Origin of the sequence: Catellatospora chokoriensis (assembly GCF_011297315.1) — a bacterium.
Classification (GTDB): domain Bacteria; phylum Actinomycetota; class Actinomycetes; order Mycobacteriales; family Micromonosporaceae; genus Catellatospora; species Catellatospora citrea.
The window spans coordinates 1-16,661 of record NZ_JAAOTI010000057.1 but is presented as its reverse complement, the minus strand read 5'-3'; the positions used below and the strand labels follow the sequence as shown (position 1 = coordinate 16,661).

Here is a 16,661-nt window from a genome sequence, read left to right as displayed (position 1 = left end):
CCGGCTCGTGGCCCGAGTCGAGCAGGTACGAGGCCACCGTGCTGCCGATGAATCCCGCGCCTCCCGCGATGAGAACCTTCACGTGATGCCCTTTCCAGTGTGCCCCCGAGGGGAACGGCCCCAGCCGAGCTGCCAGCCTAGCCGGAGGTCGGCGCCGCTCGTCAGCTGACGCCTCGTCACGGAACCAGGCCGCGAAGTGTCAGGGCTGACGAACGAAGATCAACCCTGACGCGATCAACCTGCACTCTGCCGGGCGCACGGAAGGGCTCACCGAGCTCCGACACGATTGAGCACCTCAAGCAGCCTGGCGGCGCTGTGTTCCCAGGTGAAGGTTTTGGCACGCACAAGCCCTTTGTGGCGCAGTTCGTCGGCGAGCGCGGGGTCTTGGAGCACGTTCTCGATGTGGCGGGCGAGTGCGGCGGAGTCCTGCGCGTCGACCAAGATCCCGGCGTCTCCGACGACCTCCGGCAGAGACGAGTTGTCAGAGGCGATCACCGGGGTGTTGCACGCCATGGCCTCAAGCGGGGGCATTCCGAAACCCTCATAGAACGACGGGTAGACGAACAGCGATGCACCGCTGTAGAGAGCCGGGAGGTCTTCGTCCGGGACGTATCCCGTCACGATGATGTCGAGGTGGCCGAGTTCTTCCAGCTGAGCCTTGATGTCCCGGTCCAGCCAGCCCTTGCCCCCGGCCAGGACCAGGGTGTACGAGTCACGCACCGTCGGCGGGAGCGTGGCGTAGGCGTTCAGGATGCCGGCGATGTTCTTCCGCGGCTCAAGCGTCCCCGCGTAAAGAACATAGGGCTTGGCGATCGCGTACTTCTTCGTGACCGCGGCGACCTCGCCCTGAGGGCGGGGATTGAAGAAGTCGTGGTTGATCGCCGGGGTAATGACCGTGATCTTGTCGGGGTCGACCCCGTAATAGGAGACGATCTCGTCCTTGGCGTTCTGCGAGACGGTGACGATGTGCTGCGATTTCTTGATCGTCAACGGCACGTAGCGGGTGAGGAACTGACGGTTCCGGCGTGCCGTGTACTGGCCGTGCAGCACGTACGAAAGGTCGTGGATGACTGCCACCGCACGGCTTCCCAGCGGCAGCGGGTAGCGCACGAAGTTGGGGAAGAAGAAGATGTCCGGGCGGGCTGCCAGCATCACGTCGATGGGCGGAGCCGTGAGCTTGCGGACGACGGCGTTGAACACCTTCGACGGAAGATACTTGATGAAGCGGTAACCGACACGCGGGCTCTCGGGGATGGGCTTGTGCTTGCCCCGGCCGAGGAACAGGAAGCCGAAGATCGTGTAATGGTTGGCCGTGTCCAGCTTGAAAAGCGCTTCCAGCAGATTCTTGGTGTACTGGCCCACGCCGGAGCGCTGGCGGAAGATGGGCGTGCCCTCAACATAGATCTTCATGGATTTGAGTCTGCTCCCGCGTAATCTGGTGACGTCGAAAACCTGGGTGGATCAGCGCTGGCCCTGTCCCACATCCATGTACAGCCGGTGGGTTGCCTCCGCGGTCTTGCGCCACGAAAACATCTCTATCCGCTTCCGCCCCTTGTCAGACAGCTCGTCCAGGAGCTCGGGCTGTCGGAGAAGCGCGAGAATCCGGTGAGCCAGGTCGGTGGAGCTGAGGGGCTCGAAGTATACCGCCGCGTCCCCGTAGACCTCGGGCAGGCAGCTCGCCCTGGCGGCGATGACGGGCAGCCCCTGGGACATGGCCTCGAGGCCTTGCAGCCCGAATCCTTCGGACAGCGACGGGTTGACGAAGATCTTGGACCTGCGGTACAGCCATTTGAGCTGGCCGTCGGTGACGAAGCCAGGCATGATCACCCGATCGGCCAGCCCTAGTTCCTGTGCCTGAGACAGCAGGTCGGCCTTGAACTCGTTGGCGTTGCCGGCCAGCACCAGGTGTACGCCGGGGTGGGACTGGGCGACCACGCCCAGCGCGTCGACGACCGTTCTGACATTCTTGTATGCGTAGTAGTTGCCGACGTAGAGCAGGCATGTCTCGACAGCGCCCAGATCCGGCAGGGACTCGTCCGCCGCGGCCGCCAGATGCTCGGAGTCGGCGGCGAGCCAGATCGGCGAGATGATCGCCGGATCGATCTTGAAGCGCTGCACGAGCTGTTGTTTGATGTAGTCGGTGACCGTGACGATGCGCGTTGCCGTGGCGATCTGGCGGGCGAGGATCCAGCGGAACGGAATGCGCTTCAGCTTCGTCGACAGACGCTTCACCCGCGACCCGCGGCTGGTGTCGTAGTCGAGCAACGTCAGATCGTGGACGGTGACCACCTTGGGCCCCCGGTAAAGGGCTGCCGCATTCGGGGTGAGCAGATGGACAACATCCGGCGACAGCCGCTTGAGCACCCTCGGCAATGCTGTCTGCTCAGCCACGGAATACGGATCGATATCGCACTCGACGCGGGTGAAGTTGCGTGCCTCGGGCTTCCATGTCGACCAGTCGGAAGGGCGTACGAGGACGACGTAATCGTTGTGCTGGTCAACCGACTGCAGCCCCTCCAGCAGGGAAAGGGTGTATCGGCCGATACCGGTCCAGGAGAGCATTCTCCCGTCGATCACGATCTTCATGGTCGCCACTATAGTGACGACTTGGTGCGCGAATGAGTGGGGCTCGGGTGCAGCCTGGGTGCGGTGGCGGGCTGGAAGCGTGTGCTGATCACCCCGCGGGACGCGGTCCACTCACCCCGGCCATGTCATACGTCACCTGCGCAAACGCCGAAGCGGCCGGCACCTGGCGACCTGCTCGTCGGCGTGGGCTGGCGGGTTGGCGCCACCCACGGGATCAGGGACCTCGCTCGCGCTGGGAGCGCCTCCCGCGGTCAGTCGGCGACGTGCCCTGAGTAATGGCAATTTGCTGAAACGTGTCGATTCAGCACGATCTGGGCGAGGTTGCCATATTCGAGGTCACGCTATGCCACAACGCTCGTACAGACAGGCGCGACCCCGAGTCGCTCGGACGCGGCAAGCGCGAACACCGGGCGATCGGCTTGGCCGTGTCCGTGTATCTTGCATACACTCCACTGCGCCAAACACAGGCCGGCTTGGTAGGCCAACAAAGGATCGGGACGAAGATCGATGTCCGACTTGCAGCACGTCACTCCTGTGATGAGGCCGTCGTCCAGCGAGCGACGGCTTGTTGCCGTATCGAACACGCTGTTCGCGGTCGGCATTGTGTTGACGGCTTTGATTATGCCTCTTGATCGGGTGCAGAATCTCGCGACGAGCCCGCCATATCTGTCGCTTATTGCGCTGCTGCTGTTGTTGCAGCGCGGAGCGGTGCTGGCGTGGGAGGGCTATCGCAGCAAGAGTCGCTTCCGGCCGCATGTCGGCACTGCTTTGGCATTCGGCCTGCCGGCGATCGCGGCCGGCATCGCGACCGCCACCGCCTTCAACCGCAATGTGGCTGTGGCCGCGGCGGTCCTTTTCTGTTTCGTGCTGCTGCGGGGCTGGGCCTTGGCCCGGTACGTGCGCCAGCAGGACCTTGAACTGTTCGAGAACGCCCTGCTGTGGGTCTCCGCGGTGGTCGTCGCGTTTGGCTACTACCAGTACATCGGTGATGTGCTCGGCCTTCCGCAGTCGTGGACGCTGCTCAGGGGTTCTTACGCCTCCATGTCGACGTACCCCTTTCCGCGGGTCCAATCCTTTGCGCTCGAGCCGCTGTACCTGGCCCATTACCTTTTCTTGCCGGTCGGCGTCCTCATGGTTCGCTTCCTGCGCAGAAAGCGCGCTCCGCTGGTCGAGCAGGTGCTACTCGTCTTCACGCTTGGTCTGTTCCTGCTGACCCTGTCCCGCGGAGCGATCCTGGGCATCGCGCTCGCCCTGGTGCTCATGCTGGCGGTGGCGAGATCCTGGCGGTTGATCGGCCACCTCCTCAAGGTCACCGGATTCGCCGTCGTGATCGTCTTCGCGATGCTCTCGCTCGTCGGGATCGCCCAGAGCATGCGGGCGCCCGAAACGCCGAATGCGGACGGGTCCACACCCAGCACGGCCACGGCAGTCGACGCCTTCACGTCGCACGCGGTGGACCTGAACGACGGGTCGGCCCGTACCCGATACGACCTCTGGCCGACGACGATCGACATGTTCACCGAGCATCCCTTCACCGGCGTGGGCCCCAACAACTCCCGCGTGCTGCTGCAGGGCGGCTCCGACTCGATCACGCCGGATGAGGCCAGCCTGCTCCAGCCGGTGAACAACGACTACCTGGCATATCTCAGCGAGATGGGCCTGGTGGGTCTGGTGTTGACCCTTCCCCTGATCTTCTACGTGCTGCGTGCGCTGTGGGGCGTGGTTCGTGCCCGGCTCGACCATCCCTCCGGGCCGTACGCTTTCGCGCTGGTGGGTATGGCCTTTGAGGCGAACGCGTTCCACTCGCTCCTGCTGCTGCGCACGTGGGTTGTCCTCGCGCTGCTGATCGCGGGGGCGCGGTTGTACTCCGAAACGCGCCTCGGCGAGCCTGCGGCGACGGGCCTCGGTACCCCGTGACCACGGACTCGATGCAGCGGGTGCGGCAACTGGGCGACAAGGTAGTCGGCCTGGCGCGCACGAGGACCGGTCGCTCATCCATGGTGATCTTCGCGGCCAGCCTGTTCTCGGCGGCACTGGCGTTTGTCGTGGCCTATTTCGCCGCCCGGACCCTCGGGCCGGAGAGCTACGGCCGCCTGGCCACCGCCAACGCCATCGTGGTCGTCATCGTCGGCCTGACCGACTTCGGCGTTTCCACCGCGCTGGTCAGGTTCACCAGCGAGCATCTCAACGACAAGCCGCGGGTGGCCCCGTACTTCCAGGGCGCCCTGCGGCTTCAGTTGCTGGTGGTGCTGGTGATTTTGGCAATCGTGCCGTTCACGCCGCGCCTCGCCGAATTCCTGGGCGGCCCGGAGATGAGACTGCCGCTCTACATCGGGCTCATCTCCAGCCTCTTCCTGTCCCTGGGGACGTACACCAACGCGCTGCTGCAGACGTACCAGCGGTTCAAGGTCATCGCCTCGCTCAACGCCGGGCTCTCCACGCTGCGCACGGTGCTGTACCTGTCCCTCGTGCTGACATCCGCGCTCACACTGTTGAACGCGCTGGTCGCCAACCTCGTCGTGGCGGTGCTGACGCTGGCCGTCGGGATGTACCTGAGGCCGAGAATCGGCGTCCGCTCATCGTGGCTGGAACAAAAACTGGCCCTGAAAGAGATGTACCGGTTCGGCAAGTGGCTGGTCGTCTCCTATGCGCTCAACGCGGTGCTGTCCCGTCTCGACCTCGTCATGCTCGCGCACCTCCGTCCCGCCTCCGAGGTCGGCCATTACGCGGTCGCCCTCCAGCTCGCCATGTTCATGCCACTGCTGCTGTCGTCGTTGACGACGGTTCTCGTCCCGAAGGTGTCGGCGCTGCCGGACAGCGAAGTGCGCAGCTACCTGCGTAATACGTTGTTCGGCGCGGCGGCGGTCGCCGCGGTGCTCATCCCGTTGGTCCTCCTGGCCGGGCCCGTCATCGAGTTCGTCTTCGGCGACAAGTACGCCGGCGCGGTGCAGCCGTTCCAATTGATCATGGGAAGCTTCATCCTCACGCTCTTCATCAATCCGCCGACCCTGTTGTTCTACAAGTGGAACAAGCCGAAGATCCTCACGTACATGAACGTGATAACCGCGACAACGTTGGTGGTGCTCATGTTCGTACTCACCCAGCGGTTCGGCGCCGTCGGCGCGGCATGGGCGCTCGTGATAAACGCCGCCTTCTCCGGATGTGTGTTCGCAGTGCTGCTGCGCTACCAACTTGAAAGAGTTGAATCAGTTGCGTCCTGACGGGTCCCTTCGCGTTCTGCTGGTTTCCACGCCTCCCGAAATCGGTGGCGGTGAACGCTATGTCGAACAACTGGTGAAGCACCTGCCGGCACAGTTCGCGCTCTCCACGCAGCACAAAGGGTTCAGGGCGCTGGCTTCGGCGTGGGGCATCCCGGCGTGGCACCTCTTCGGCAGCATCAAGCTTCATGGCATTTGGCACCTGCGGCTGTTCACCATGCTTCTGCCTCTGTACTGGCTCCAGTACCTCGTCCTCTTCCTGCGGTGGAGACCGGACGTCGTACATGTTCAGTCAAACGAGGAGAAGATATCTGTCGCACTGCCGGCGAGGCTCTTCAGAATACCCGTGATATGGACCATGCACGGTCCGGTGGACGTCAGCGGAAGCCGGTTGTACGCGAGGCTGTTCAAGCAGGCTGCCGCCCACGCCCAAGCCGTCATCTGTGTCTCTGACTTCGCCAGGAGATCCTTCCTGGAGACAGGTGCCAGTCCGCGCGAGGTCGTCGTCATACACAATGGCGTCGATCTCTCGGTCTATGAGTTCGGGCACCGCACCGGACGATATGTAACCTTTCTGGGACGCCTCGAGGAAATCAAGAACCCGAAGCTGTTCGTCGAGTCCTGTATCGCTGTCGCGGCTGACCACCCGGACGCCCGGTTCCGCATCATCGGCAGTGGCACGCTGGAGGACGGCCTCAAGGACGTGGTCAAGCAGGCCGGCCTGGAGCGATCGTTTCGCTTCGAGGGTTGGATCGAAGACCCGCTACCGCTGCTGCTCGAAGCATCAGTACTGGCGATGACGTCGGAGATCGAGGGCCTGCCACTGGCCGCGGTGGAGGCGATGGCGGTGGGAGTGCCTGTGGTCGCCACAGCTGTCGGCGGTTTGGTGGAAGTGATCGATGACGGTTCCACCGGGATCCTGTGCCAGCCACGCAACGTCGAGTCGGTCTCAGCCGGTATCGCCAGCGTCCTGAGCGACGGCCGGCTGGCCCAGCAGTTGGCTCGCTCCGCGCGCAGCAAGGTGGAAGCGAGATTCTCCCTGGCAGGCATGATCGCGGATACGCGCCAGGCGTACGAGAGGGCAGCCGGTGCGTAAGGCTGCTCACCTGTTGTATGTCCGCCCCGACCACGGTGGCGTGCGCATTTACAGCGACCTCATGCTTTCGCGCCTGAAGGTCGACGAACAATTAGAGGTGGAGAGCCTCCTGGTTCAGGAGGGCAGGGCCTTCGGGGTCTTGAGCGGCATGTTTCTCGGCCTGCGCCTTGCCCGGAAGAAGAAGGACCTGCTCTACATCGAGCTCGGCGCTCACGGCACCCGTATGGCGTGGGCGGCACTGGTAGCCGGGGCGCTGCGAAGGAAATATGTCCTGACAGTGCATGACGGGGCCATCGGCGTGGAGACGATGTTCCCGTTCACTGTGCTGAGGCGGCTTCCGAAGCCCATCTGCAGCGTCTTCAATCGCTTGTCCCGGCTCGCGGACGCGATGCTGAGGCGGCGCCTCCTGACCCAGGTGACGGGACGGGCGACGGTCGTGTTCTCGTTGGCGCCCGCTCAGGTGGTGTTCGGCCGGGAGACCAAGCACCTTCCACCGCCGTCCTATGTCGACCACCAGCGGACCTACGTGGAACCGGACTCTCCGGTGGTCGGGTTCGTCGGTTTCTGGGGTCGTGCCAAGGGGATCGAGACGCTCACGCACGCGTTGGCGCAGCTCCGTGACGAGGGTTCCTCGTACCGCGCGGTCATCGGCGGGTCGACCGGAGACATCGAGGATTCCTATTCCACGTCGATCCGGAAGTCCGCCGCAGAGCTGGGCATAGATGTGAGGTTTCCCGGATTCATTGCCGATGACCACATGGAGTCCTTCATCGGCGGCTTGAGCGTGCTCGTCATCCCGTACCTGGGCGATCATCCGGCCAGCTCGAGCGGTGTCGCGGTGTGGGGTCTGGCGCTTGGTGTTCCCGTGGTGGCTTCGGACACACCCACACTGCGGCGGCAGTTGGGCGACAACGCGCTGTACTTCAAGCCGGGTGATGCCGAGGAGTTGGCTCGGGCGTTGCGATCCGTCCTTGTCGACCGCGAGGCCGCAGTCAGCCGTGCGCGGGAGGGCCAGTCGCGGTTCCATCGGGAACACGGAGCCGAAGCCATCGCAACATTGGCCTCCGGGTACATCGCAGAAGCGCTGGCGGACACCACAATCCTTTCGTGACCAAGGGGCCCCGGGCAAAAAACATATAGGTCGAGTACGCGCTGGCAGTACGCGGCGGGCGGGGCCAGGGATCATCGCCCGGGTGGTGGCCGAACGCGCTAGCGCTGTGGATCGGCTCACCGGACTGCGGGCATCGACGAGGTCGCCTACCGCAAGGGCCACCGGTAACTCGCGCAACAGCGGCTCCGTGTCAACGTCCGCCCGACAATGCCCAGGGGAGTGGGAAATGATCAGCTTCGTAACCGTCACCTATAACTCGAATCGCACTATCGCCGCATGTCTGGCTGCCGCCACCGGCCAGCCCGACAGTGAGGTCATTGTGGTGGACAATGACTCGCAGGACGGGACGGTGGATGGTATTCGTAAGCAGTTCCCAGGCGTTACCTTGATCGAGTCCGGCCGGAACTTGGGCTTCAACGGCGGCAATTCGCTGGGAGTGCAAGCGGCTAAGGGAGACATCTTGGTGTTCCTGAATCCGGACGCCATCTTGCCGGAGAACTACAGCGAGACGATTGAGCGCTTGTTCCAGGAACTGCCGGACATCGGCATCATCGGCGTCCGGACGGTTTACGAGGACGGCGCGCCGCAACCTAGCGGCAACATGTTTCCCACCCTGGGGTCATTGCTGTACGAGCACTCGGCATACAGCAATTTCTCTCCGCACAGCAGAGCCTACGCCGGCTACACCATCAAGGGCTGGGATCGAAAGACCAGCCGGCGAGTGGACGCGGTTTCCGGGGCTTGTATGGCCGTGCGGCGAGCGGATCTGGACGCGATAGGTGGTCTGGAGCTGGGCTACTTCATGTACTACGAGGAGTTCGATCTCGCCAGGAGCATGCGGGACAAGCTCAGGAAGGGCGCTTACTTCACGGCTGACATCGAGGTGGTGCATGCCGCTGGTGAGTCCACGAAGACACAGGACACCAACAAGATCAATGGCATCTACCTGGCCAGCCGCGATTTCTATATCAAGAAGTTCCACGGTGGCTCCTTCCTGCTGGTGTTCAAGACCCTGGCCTGGGTGATCAATAAGGCACACGGTCTGGCGTCACGGCTGCGCCGGGGATGAGGTTCAGGCAAGAGCGGCCCGAACCGCCGGCGGCGCAGGTCCGGCGGTTCACGGCCGACTTGGCCGTGCCTTCCCGAACAACCCGGCTGAGCAGTCTCGGTGCATGGTCGAGCTGCAGGTGAAGATCGGCGGCTGCTGGCGCGGCGTGCGCACCGACACGCGCGACTGCCGCGTGCGCTCCTACCTGACCATCGCCCGCAACCACGGCATGCGCCCACTCGACGCCCTCGGCGTCGCTCTTGCCGGCAACCGATGAACCGGGTTCATTTCACGCGGCGGCCCCGACAGGACACGGCCCCGCACTCACGGCGCCGGAGGATCAGGACGCCTCTGCCTCGATCCAAGAGGCCAACCGCGCGCGGAACACAGCTTCACTGAAGTTCTCGGCGTGCGCGCTCACGATGGACCTGTCCAGTTCGTCTAGGTGCCGAAGTCGATCGACGTAGTCGTGCGGCTCCTTGGACGCGAGAAGGAATCCGGTCTTGCCGTCGGCGACGGTCTCCAGCAGGCCGCCTGAGCGCAGGCCCAGAACCGGCGTACCGCAGGCCATCGCCTCGACCGGGATGATGCCGAAGTCCTCGTGGGTCGGGAAGAGCAGTGCCTTCGCGCCCCAGTAGAGCTCGCGCAGGCGCTCGCGGGAAGGCCGTTGCTCGAAGGTGACGGGAACGCTGACGGACGCCGCCTGTCGGCGCAGCACCGCCTCCATGGGCCCCGAGCCGGCGATCACCAGCGGCAGCCGCGCCGCCTCGGCGATCTGGATCATCAGGTCGAAGTTCTTGTAGGGAATCCAGCGTCCCACGCCGAGCAGGTAGTCACGGGACTGCGACCGCTGGGCCGCGGGAGCGGCCGCGAAGTAGTCGACGTCCACCGGAGGATGGATGACGTAGGCGTCCCGCTTCCAGAAGCGTTCGATGCGGCCCCGCACTTCGCTGGAGTTGGCCGCGTAGCTGTGGACGTGGCGGTTCATGCGTACGTCGACCGCCTGCAGCGCCCTGCGGGGCAGGCTCAGCACGCCGGGCGACCCGCGGTGGTCGAGGTTCGGGCTCCAGATGTAACGCGCCGGCGAATGGATGTAGCTGAGGTACCTGGTGTGCTCCGACGGGCCGGCCTTCACGTGGTGCGCGAAGGCGTGGCTGGACGACAGCACCAGGTCGAACTTCTCCCGGGTGAGGGTGCGCCAGGCCAGCGGCATCATGGGCAGCGCCAGGGCCTTCGACCGGCGCAACGGGGTACGGCCCAGCCAGGACTCCCGGTACGACGCGCCGCGGTGCGCGTCGCGGTCGCGCCACAGCACGAAACCCTTGGCCTGCGGGAGCACCTGGTTGATCGCAAGGAACACGTTCTCGGATCCGCCGGTCGCGCCGAACCACTCGTGCACGATCGCCACCGACTTGCCCGGCAGCAGGGTGGCCTGGTCGGCCCTGGCTTCATGTGACATGGCGAAATCCGTTCCTCAACGCCGCTTGCCAACCTTGCCGGGTCGCCAAGCATCTCCAAGTGACCAGCCGCGTCGTGGCTGGGTGCGCTCGCGTCGGCGAGCGGGCGGCCGACCGCCGCGTGCGGCGGGAACGATGCCGGGGGAGGTCAGCGCCCGCCGCCGCGGAAGACCTCGGCCAGGGTGCGCAGGACGACCTTGACATCGAGCCAGAGCGACCAGTTCTCGATGTAGTAGTTGTCGAACCGTGCCCGGTCCGCGATCGGTGTATCCCCGCGCAGGCCACTGACCTGGGCCAAGCCCGTCAGGCCGACGGGCACCCGGTGGCGCATGCCGTAACCGGGGAACTCGGCGGTGAACTTCTTCACGAAGTAAGGCCGCTCCGGCCTCGGGCCCACGAAGGTCATGTCGCCGCGGAGGATGTTCCACAGCTGGGGCAGCTCGTCGATCGAGGTGCGCCGCATGAGCCGGCCGAAGGCGCTGACCCGACGGTCGTTGGCGATGGACCAGTTGGTCTGGGACTCCTGCTCGTTGACCGGCCGCATGGACCGGAACTTGATCACCTTGAACGGCTTGCCGTGCCGGCCGATGCGCTCCTGGTAGAACAGGATGCCAGGGCCGCCGTCCAGCCGGGTGCCGATCGCGACGATCAGCAGCAGCGGGCTGAGCAGCACGAGTGCGAGCGACGAGAAGAACACGTCGGTGGCCCGCTTCACCGCCCAGCGCCAGCCGGACAGCGTGGTGTCGGCGATGTGCACCACGGGAATGGCGCCGATGTGGTCGGGCAGCTTGCTGTTCGAGTGCGATCCCCACAGCGTCGGCACGACCCAGATGTCGCAATTCTCGCCGGACTGGCGGACGACCTCCATGAGTTCCGACTCCCGGCACTGGTGGTCGGCGATGATGATGACGTCGCACTCGACCATGGCGATCGTCTTGCCGAGTTCCTCCAAGGTGCCGACCAGCGGCAGGAGCGCGTTCTCGCGGGCCGCCGCGGTGTCCACGGAGCCCGCGAAGCGCAGCCCGTACTGCGGGTAGCGGCGCAGCAGGCGCCCCAGCTCGGCGGTGATCGGGCCGCTGCCGATGATGAGGGCGTTGTGCTCCACCCACCGGCGCCGCCGTGCGAAGAGCACCAACGACCTGGTGATGGTACGTCCGACGATGACGAGGGCCGCGGAGAAGGCGACGCTGGTCATGAAGTCGGCGACATGGCCGACCGAATCGTGCCGCTGCGCAGCGATGATCGCGACGACCGAGGCGGCGACGAGCAGGCGGCCGCACAGGCTGGGCAATTCGTCGAGGATGCTCATGTGCCGTCGGCCGCGGTAGAGCCCGCCCATCGCGAAGATGATGACGGTGAGCGCCGCGAAGGAGAGATTGCCGCGCCAGAACCGGTCCGTCAGCGCCAGTGGAGCCAGTAGTGCGACGAGATCGGCGGGGGCTGCCATCATCCACGCGCGCAGCGACCGGGTGCGCCCCGACTGGGGTGAACCGATGTATGGGAGGACCGCGGTCGTGTCGAAATCGACATCGTCCCTTTTGTCCATACTTACGATGCCGCGCTGCGTCGGCACCTTGGTGCTCGGTGTTTCCGGAGCGTCGGGGATGTGCCGGAACACCGCGTGCACTTCGCCGTCACCCGAGGTGACCGTGGGGGTTCTCGAGCTCGGAATGGACGCGTAAGTCGGCAGGCTCAGGTCTTCCACAACTATGTCCCCGTGGTCATCGGTGGTAATGCGGCAATCGCTCGCACCCTACGGCTGACGCGTCGAATCGCGCCAGCCGTGGGGCGCAAAATTGCCGAAGTGTTACTTATTGGCCAGCGCTTCGAGCTGCGCGACATCGTCATTGCGCAGAGCCTCGTAGAAAGGCCCGACTTTGGCTGTATCGACGAGAACGACGCTCTCAGTCCCCTTTGTCCCGCAGCACGTCGCCGGACTCGTGAAGAAGGAGAGACCGCCACCGCTGAGGCCACGCAGCTCCATGGCCGTGTCCAGCAGGTTCATCGTCGAGTCCACCTTGACCGCGCCGGCGGTGGCGTTGAGGAACGACGTCAGCTTCGCCGGGCTGGACAGGACACCGCCGGAGGTGGCTTTGTCCAGAATGGCCTTGATTACCTGCTGCTGGTGCTTGATGCGGGTGAAGTCACCGTCGGCGAAGACGTAGCGCTCACGGGCGTAGTCCAAGGCCATGCCGCCGTCCATGACCTGCTTGCCCGCCTTGAAGGTGCGCTTGCTGCCGGGCAGCAGCGAGTGTGTGGAGGTGAAGCCCTTCTCCACGGTGATGGTGACACCGCCGAGAGCGTCGACGATCTCCTTGAAGCCCGAGAAGTCGACGATGATGACGTTGTCGATGCGCACGCCGGTGAACTTCTCGATGGTCTGCACCAGCAGCGGGATGCCGCCCCAGGCGAACGCGGCGTTGATCTTCGCTTCGCGGCCGCCCTCGCCCCGCTTGGACTTGGGCACGAACACCCAGGTGTCACGCGGGATCGAGATCAGTTGCGCGCTGCTGTGGTCACCGGGAATGTGCGCCAGGATGATCGTGTCGGTACGTGAGCCGCTGGTGGCGTCGGGGTCGCGGGTGTCGCTGCCGAGCATCAGGAAGTTCTTGACCTTGGGCTCCGCCTTCACGGGGCGCTCGGCCTCGGGGATCTCCTCGAAGGCGTCGACGCGTTCGATGCTGTCGTCGACGGACTTCAGGTAGAGCCCGCCGGCGAGCAGACCGCCCCCGCCCAGCAGGGCGATCACCAGGGCGGTGATCAGGGCGATGCGCTTGGCGCGCTTACGGCCGCGCGACTTCTGCTTACCCGACTTACCCGACGGCTCCTCGTCGATCGGGTCGATGATCTCGGTGAGGTCATCGTCGGCGTATCGGGATCGGGAAGGGCGTACAGAGTGGGAGGGGGACCGGCGTGCCATGGCGGGCATACTACTGACTGCGGATTGCTTTTGCGGTCCCGCCGAAGAGGCGGTAACGGTACCGGGCAGCATTAGTGGCAATTGTCACGCAATACAATTAGGCAGACGCCATGAAAAGGACTATGCCGGTCAATTCCGACCCATGTAGATATGGACGGTTTGACCGGCATAGTCGGTTTGTGTAGTTAGGCCGTCGTGCGGAAGGCCTGCTCCAGCAGAGCCAGACCGCGGTCCAGTTCCTCGTCGGTGATGACCAGCGGCGGCAGGAAGCGGAACACGTTTCCCCAGGTGCCGCAGGTCAGGGTGAGCAGGCCGGCCGCGTGGCAGGCCTTGTTCACCGCGCCGGTGAGGATCGGGTCCGGTTCGAGCGTGCCGGGTCTGGTCAGCTCGATCGCGATCATCGCGCCGCGGCCGCGGACCTGGGCGATCTGCGGGTACTTGCCGGCCAGGGTGGTCAGCCGGTCGGTCAGCGCCGCGCCGATGCGCCGCGCCGCGCCGTTCAGGTCCAGCTCGCGCATGGTCTCGATGCTGGCGAGTGCCGCCGCGCAGGCGATCGGGTTGCCGCCGTACGTGCCACCGAGCCCGCCGGCGTGCACCGCGTCCATCACGTCCGCCCGGCCGGTGACCGCGGCCAGTGGCAGGCCGCCCGCGATGCCCTTGGCCGTGGTGATCAGATCCGGAACCACCTGCTCGTGCTCGGAGGCGAACCAGTCGCCGGTGCGGCAGAAGCCGGTCTGGATCTCGTCGGCGACGAACAGCGCCCCGTTCGCCGACGCCCAGGACGCCAGCGCGGGCAGGAAACCGGGCGCGGGCACCACGAAGCCGCCCTCGCCCTGGATCGGCTCGATCACGATCGCGGCCACGTTCTGCGCCCCGACCTGCGTGGTGATCACGTCGAGGGCGCGGGCGGCGGCCTGCTCGCCGGTCAGTCCGTCGCGCAGCGGGTAGGACATCGGCGCCCGGTAGACCTCCGGTGCGAACGGCCCGAAGCCGTGCTTGTACGGCATGTTCTTCGCGGTCAGCGCCATGGTCAGGTTCGTCCGGCCGTGGTAGCCGTGCTCGAACACGATCACCGCGGAGCGCCCGGTGGCATACCGGGCGATCTTCACCGCGTTCTCCACCGCCTCCGCGCCGGAGTTGAACAGTGCCGAGCGCTTCGCGAAGTCGCCCGGCGTCAGCTCGTTGAGCTGCTCGCACACCGACACGTACGACTCGTACGGGGTGACCATGAAGCAGGTGTGCGTGAACCGCTCGACCTGCTCGCGCACCGCCGCGACCACCGCGGGCGCGCTGTTGCCCACGTTGGTGACCGCGATGCCGGCCGCGAAGTCGATCCACTCCCGCCCGTCGACGTCGGTCAGCGTCCCGCCGGATGCGCGCTCGACGTAGGAGGACAGCACCGAGCCGACGCCGCGGGCCACCGCCTCCACGCGCCGGGCGTGGATGTCAGAGGAGGCACTCAAGATCATTCTCCGATGTTGTGCATGACGTGCTTGACCCGGGTGTAGTCCTCCAGGCCGTACGCGGACAGGTCCTTGCCGTACCCCGACTGCTTGAAACCGCCGTGCGGCATCTCCGCGACCAGCGGGATGTGGGTGTTCACCCACACGCAGCCGAAGTCCAGCCGCTTGCTCAGCCGCATCGCCCGGCCGTGGTCGGCGGTCCAGACGCTGGACGCCAGCCCGTAGCGGCAGTCGTTGGCGTGACGCAGCGCCTCGGCCTCGTCGGCGACCTTCTGCACGGTGATGACCGGGCCGAACACCTCGTCGGTGACGATCTCGTCGCCCTGGATCAGATCGGCGACGACGGTCGGCGCGAAGAACCAGCCCCGCTCGCCGACGCGCTCGCCGCCGGTGGTGACGCGGGCATGCGCGGGCAGCCGCTCGATGAAGCCGGTGACCTTGGCGAGCTGGTTGGCGTTGTTGAGCGGGCCGTAGAGCACGTCCTCGTCGTCCGGCGCGCCGGTCTTGAGGCTGCGGGCCTGCTCGGTGAGCGCGTCGACGAACGCGTCGTACGCCCCCTCGGTGACCAGCACCCGGGTGGCCGCGGTGCAGTCCTGGCCGGCGTTGAAGAACCCGGCGATCGCGATGCCCTCGGCCGCCGCCGCGATGTCGGCGTCGTCGAACACCAGGACCGGGGCCTTGCCGCCCAGCTCCAAGTGGGTGCGCTTGAGCGCGGGCGCGGCCGACGCGGCGACCTCGGAGCCGGCCCGGGTGGAGCCGGTGATGGAGACCAGCGCCGGGGTCGGGTGCGCGACCAGGGCGCGGCCGGTGTCGCGGTCACCGCAGACCACGTTCAGCACGCCCGGCGGCAGGAACTCGGCGGCGATCTCGGCCAGCAGCAGCGTCGACATCGGCGTGGTGTCGGACGGCTTGAGCACCACGGTGTTGCCCGCGGCGATCGCCGGCGCGAACTTCCACACGGCCATCAGCAGCGGGTAGTTCCATGGCGTGACCTGCGCGCAGACGCCGATCGGCTCGCGGCGCACGTAGCTGGTCATGTTCGCCATGTACTCGCCGGCCGAGCGGCCCTCCAGCAGCCGGGCGGCGCCCGCGAAGAAGCGCAGCTGGTCGATCGCGGGCGGCAGCTCCTCGCTCGCGGTCAGGTGCAGCGGCTTGCCGGTGTTGCGGCTCTCCAGGGCGACCAGCTCGTCGGCGCGGGCCTCGACCGCGTCCGCGATCTTCAGCAGGGCCTTCTGGCGCTCGCTGGGCGTGGTGTCCCGCCAGATCTCGAACGCGGCGGCCGCGGCGGCCATGGCGTCCTCCACGTCCTGCTTCCCGGAGACGGGCGTCTCGGCGAGAATCTCCCCGGTGCACGGGTCGATGAGATCTGCGTAGCCGCCGTCCACCGGAGCTACGTACTTGCCGTTGATAAAGTTGGCCAATTTCTCTGTCATCGGTGGCATACGGCTATCTTCGCGACGAAATCCGTGTCGAGCAAGGGTCTTGAGCAACTGTTTCCGTGCGTTAGGGTGGGCATATGGCCGATCGGACCCCCTACTGGATCGCCGGTTCTCCGGAGACCAGTGATGATCTCGTTGTCGTTCGCAATCCCTACGACGGGCGCGTGGTCGGTCAGACCGCCAACGCTACGCCTGGGCAGGTCGAAATCGCGGTAGCGGCCGCCGCGGAGGTGGCCGGTGAAGCCGCCCGGCTGCCCGCCGCCGCCCGCGCCGCGGCCCTCGACCACGTCAGCAGGCGGCTGGCCGAGCGGGGCGCGGAGGTC

14 protein-coding genes are annotated in these 16,661 nt (G+C 65.8%); 7 read left to right on the top strand and 7 right to left on the bottom strand.

The window, feature by feature from the left end:
• Positions 1 to 267: 267 nt before the first annotated feature.
• Both HAV39_RS41520 and HAV39_RS41515 read right to left on the bottom strand, forming a co-directional pair.
• Positions 268 to 1,410 carry a glycosyltransferase family 4 protein gene (locus HAV39_RS41520; RefSeq protein ID WP_191844569.1) on the bottom strand — a complete coding sequence of 381 codons (1,143 nt, stop codon included), beginning with the start codon at positions 1,408 to 1,410 and terminating at the stop codon, positions 268 to 270.
• A gap of 51 nt (positions 1,411 to 1,461) precedes the next feature.
• Positions 1,462 to 2,586, bottom strand: coding sequence for a glycosyltransferase family 4 protein (locus tag HAV39_RS41515; RefSeq protein ID WP_191844568.1), 1,125 nt, complete (start codon positions 2,584 to 2,586; stop codon positions 1,462 to 1,464).
• Between the two features lie 507 nt (positions 2,587 to 3,093).
• Between HAV39_RS41515 and HAV39_RS41510 the strand changes: the two genes are divergently transcribed.
• The 6 genes from HAV39_RS41510 to HAV39_RS41485 all read left to right on the top strand — a co-directional run bounded on the left by HAV39_RS41510 (position 3,094) and on the right by HAV39_RS41485 (position 9,336).
• Positions 3,094 to 4,503: an O-antigen ligase family protein gene (locus HAV39_RS41510; RefSeq protein ID WP_191844567.1), complete on the top strand. Its 1,410-nt coding sequence runs from the start codon at positions 3,094 to 3,096 to the stop codon at positions 4,501 to 4,503.
• Positions 4,500 to 5,807 carry an oligosaccharide flippase family protein gene (locus tag HAV39_RS41505; protein ID WP_191844566.1) on the top strand — a complete coding sequence of 436 codons (1,308 nt, stop codon included), beginning with the start codon at positions 4,500 to 4,502 and terminating at the stop codon, positions 5,805 to 5,807. The genes HAV39_RS41510 and HAV39_RS41505 overlap by 4 nt, the downstream gene beginning before the upstream one ends.
• Positions 5,779 to 6,900, top strand: a complete 1,122-nt coding sequence (locus HAV39_RS41500; RefSeq protein ID WP_191844565.1) for a glycosyltransferase family 4 protein — start codon at positions 5,779 to 5,781, stop codon at positions 6,898 to 6,900. Before HAV39_RS41505 ends, HAV39_RS41500 begins: the two co-directional genes overlap by 29 nt.
• Before the next feature lie 40 nt (positions 6,901 to 6,940).
• Positions 6,941 to 8,011, top strand: coding sequence for a glycosyltransferase family 4 protein (locus tag HAV39_RS41495; RefSeq protein WP_191844564.1), 1,071 nt, complete (start codon positions 6,941 to 6,943; stop codon positions 8,009 to 8,011).
• A gap of 226 nt (positions 8,012 to 8,237) precedes the next feature.
• On the top strand, positions 8,238 to 9,080 hold the full coding sequence (locus HAV39_RS41490) for a glycosyltransferase family 2 protein (protein WP_191844563.1): 843 nt from the start codon (positions 8,238 to 8,240) through the stop codon (positions 9,078 to 9,080).
• 103 nt (positions 9,081 to 9,183) lie between these two features.
• Positions 9,184 to 9,336, top strand: a complete 153-nt coding sequence (locus HAV39_RS41485) for a hypothetical protein (RefSeq protein WP_191844562.1) — start codon at positions 9,184 to 9,186, stop codon at positions 9,334 to 9,336.
• A 63-nt stretch (positions 9,337 to 9,399) separates the two neighbouring features.
• Here HAV39_RS41485 and HAV39_RS41480 read toward each other — a convergent pair whose 3' ends face one another.
• The 5 genes from HAV39_RS41480 to HAV39_RS41460 form a co-directional block, all read right to left on the bottom strand.
• On the bottom strand, positions 9,400 to 10,518 hold the full coding sequence (locus tag HAV39_RS41480; RefSeq protein WP_191844561.1) for a glycosyltransferase: 1,119 nt from the start codon (positions 10,516 to 10,518) through the stop codon (positions 9,400 to 9,402).
• 146 nt (positions 10,519 to 10,664) lie between these two features.
• A complete protein-coding gene (locus HAV39_RS41475) occupies positions 10,665 to 12,221 on the bottom strand; it encodes a sugar transferase (RefSeq protein ID WP_239121065.1) in 1,557 nt (518 codons plus the stop codon).
• Positions 12,222 to 12,323: 102 nt separating this feature from the next.
• Entirely contained in the window at positions 12,324 to 13,508 is a 1,185-nt protein-coding gene (locus HAV39_RS41470; RefSeq protein ID WP_239121066.1) for an LCP family protein, read from the bottom strand.
• A 113-nt stretch (positions 13,509 to 13,621) separates the two neighbouring features.
• Complete coding sequence (gene gabT, locus HAV39_RS41465; protein ID WP_425321559.1) at positions 13,622 to 14,905, bottom strand: 4-aminobutyrate--2-oxoglutarate transaminase; 1,284 nt, start codon at positions 14,903 to 14,905, stop codon at positions 13,622 to 13,624.
• Positions 14,902 to 16,332 carry a gamma-aminobutyraldehyde dehydrogenase gene (locus HAV39_RS41460; protein ID WP_191844559.1) on the bottom strand — a complete coding sequence of 477 codons (1,431 nt, stop codon included), beginning with the start codon at positions 16,330 to 16,332 and terminating at the stop codon, positions 14,902 to 14,904. The genes gabT and HAV39_RS41460 overlap by 4 nt, the downstream gene beginning before the upstream one ends.
• Before the next feature lie 83 nt (positions 16,333 to 16,415).
• On the opposite strand from HAV39_RS41460, the gene HAV39_RS41455 reads away from it, so the two are divergent.
• The coding region (locus HAV39_RS41455; RefSeq protein WP_191844558.1) for an aldehyde dehydrogenase family protein at positions 16,416 to 16,661 on the top strand (246 nt) is incomplete at its 3' end.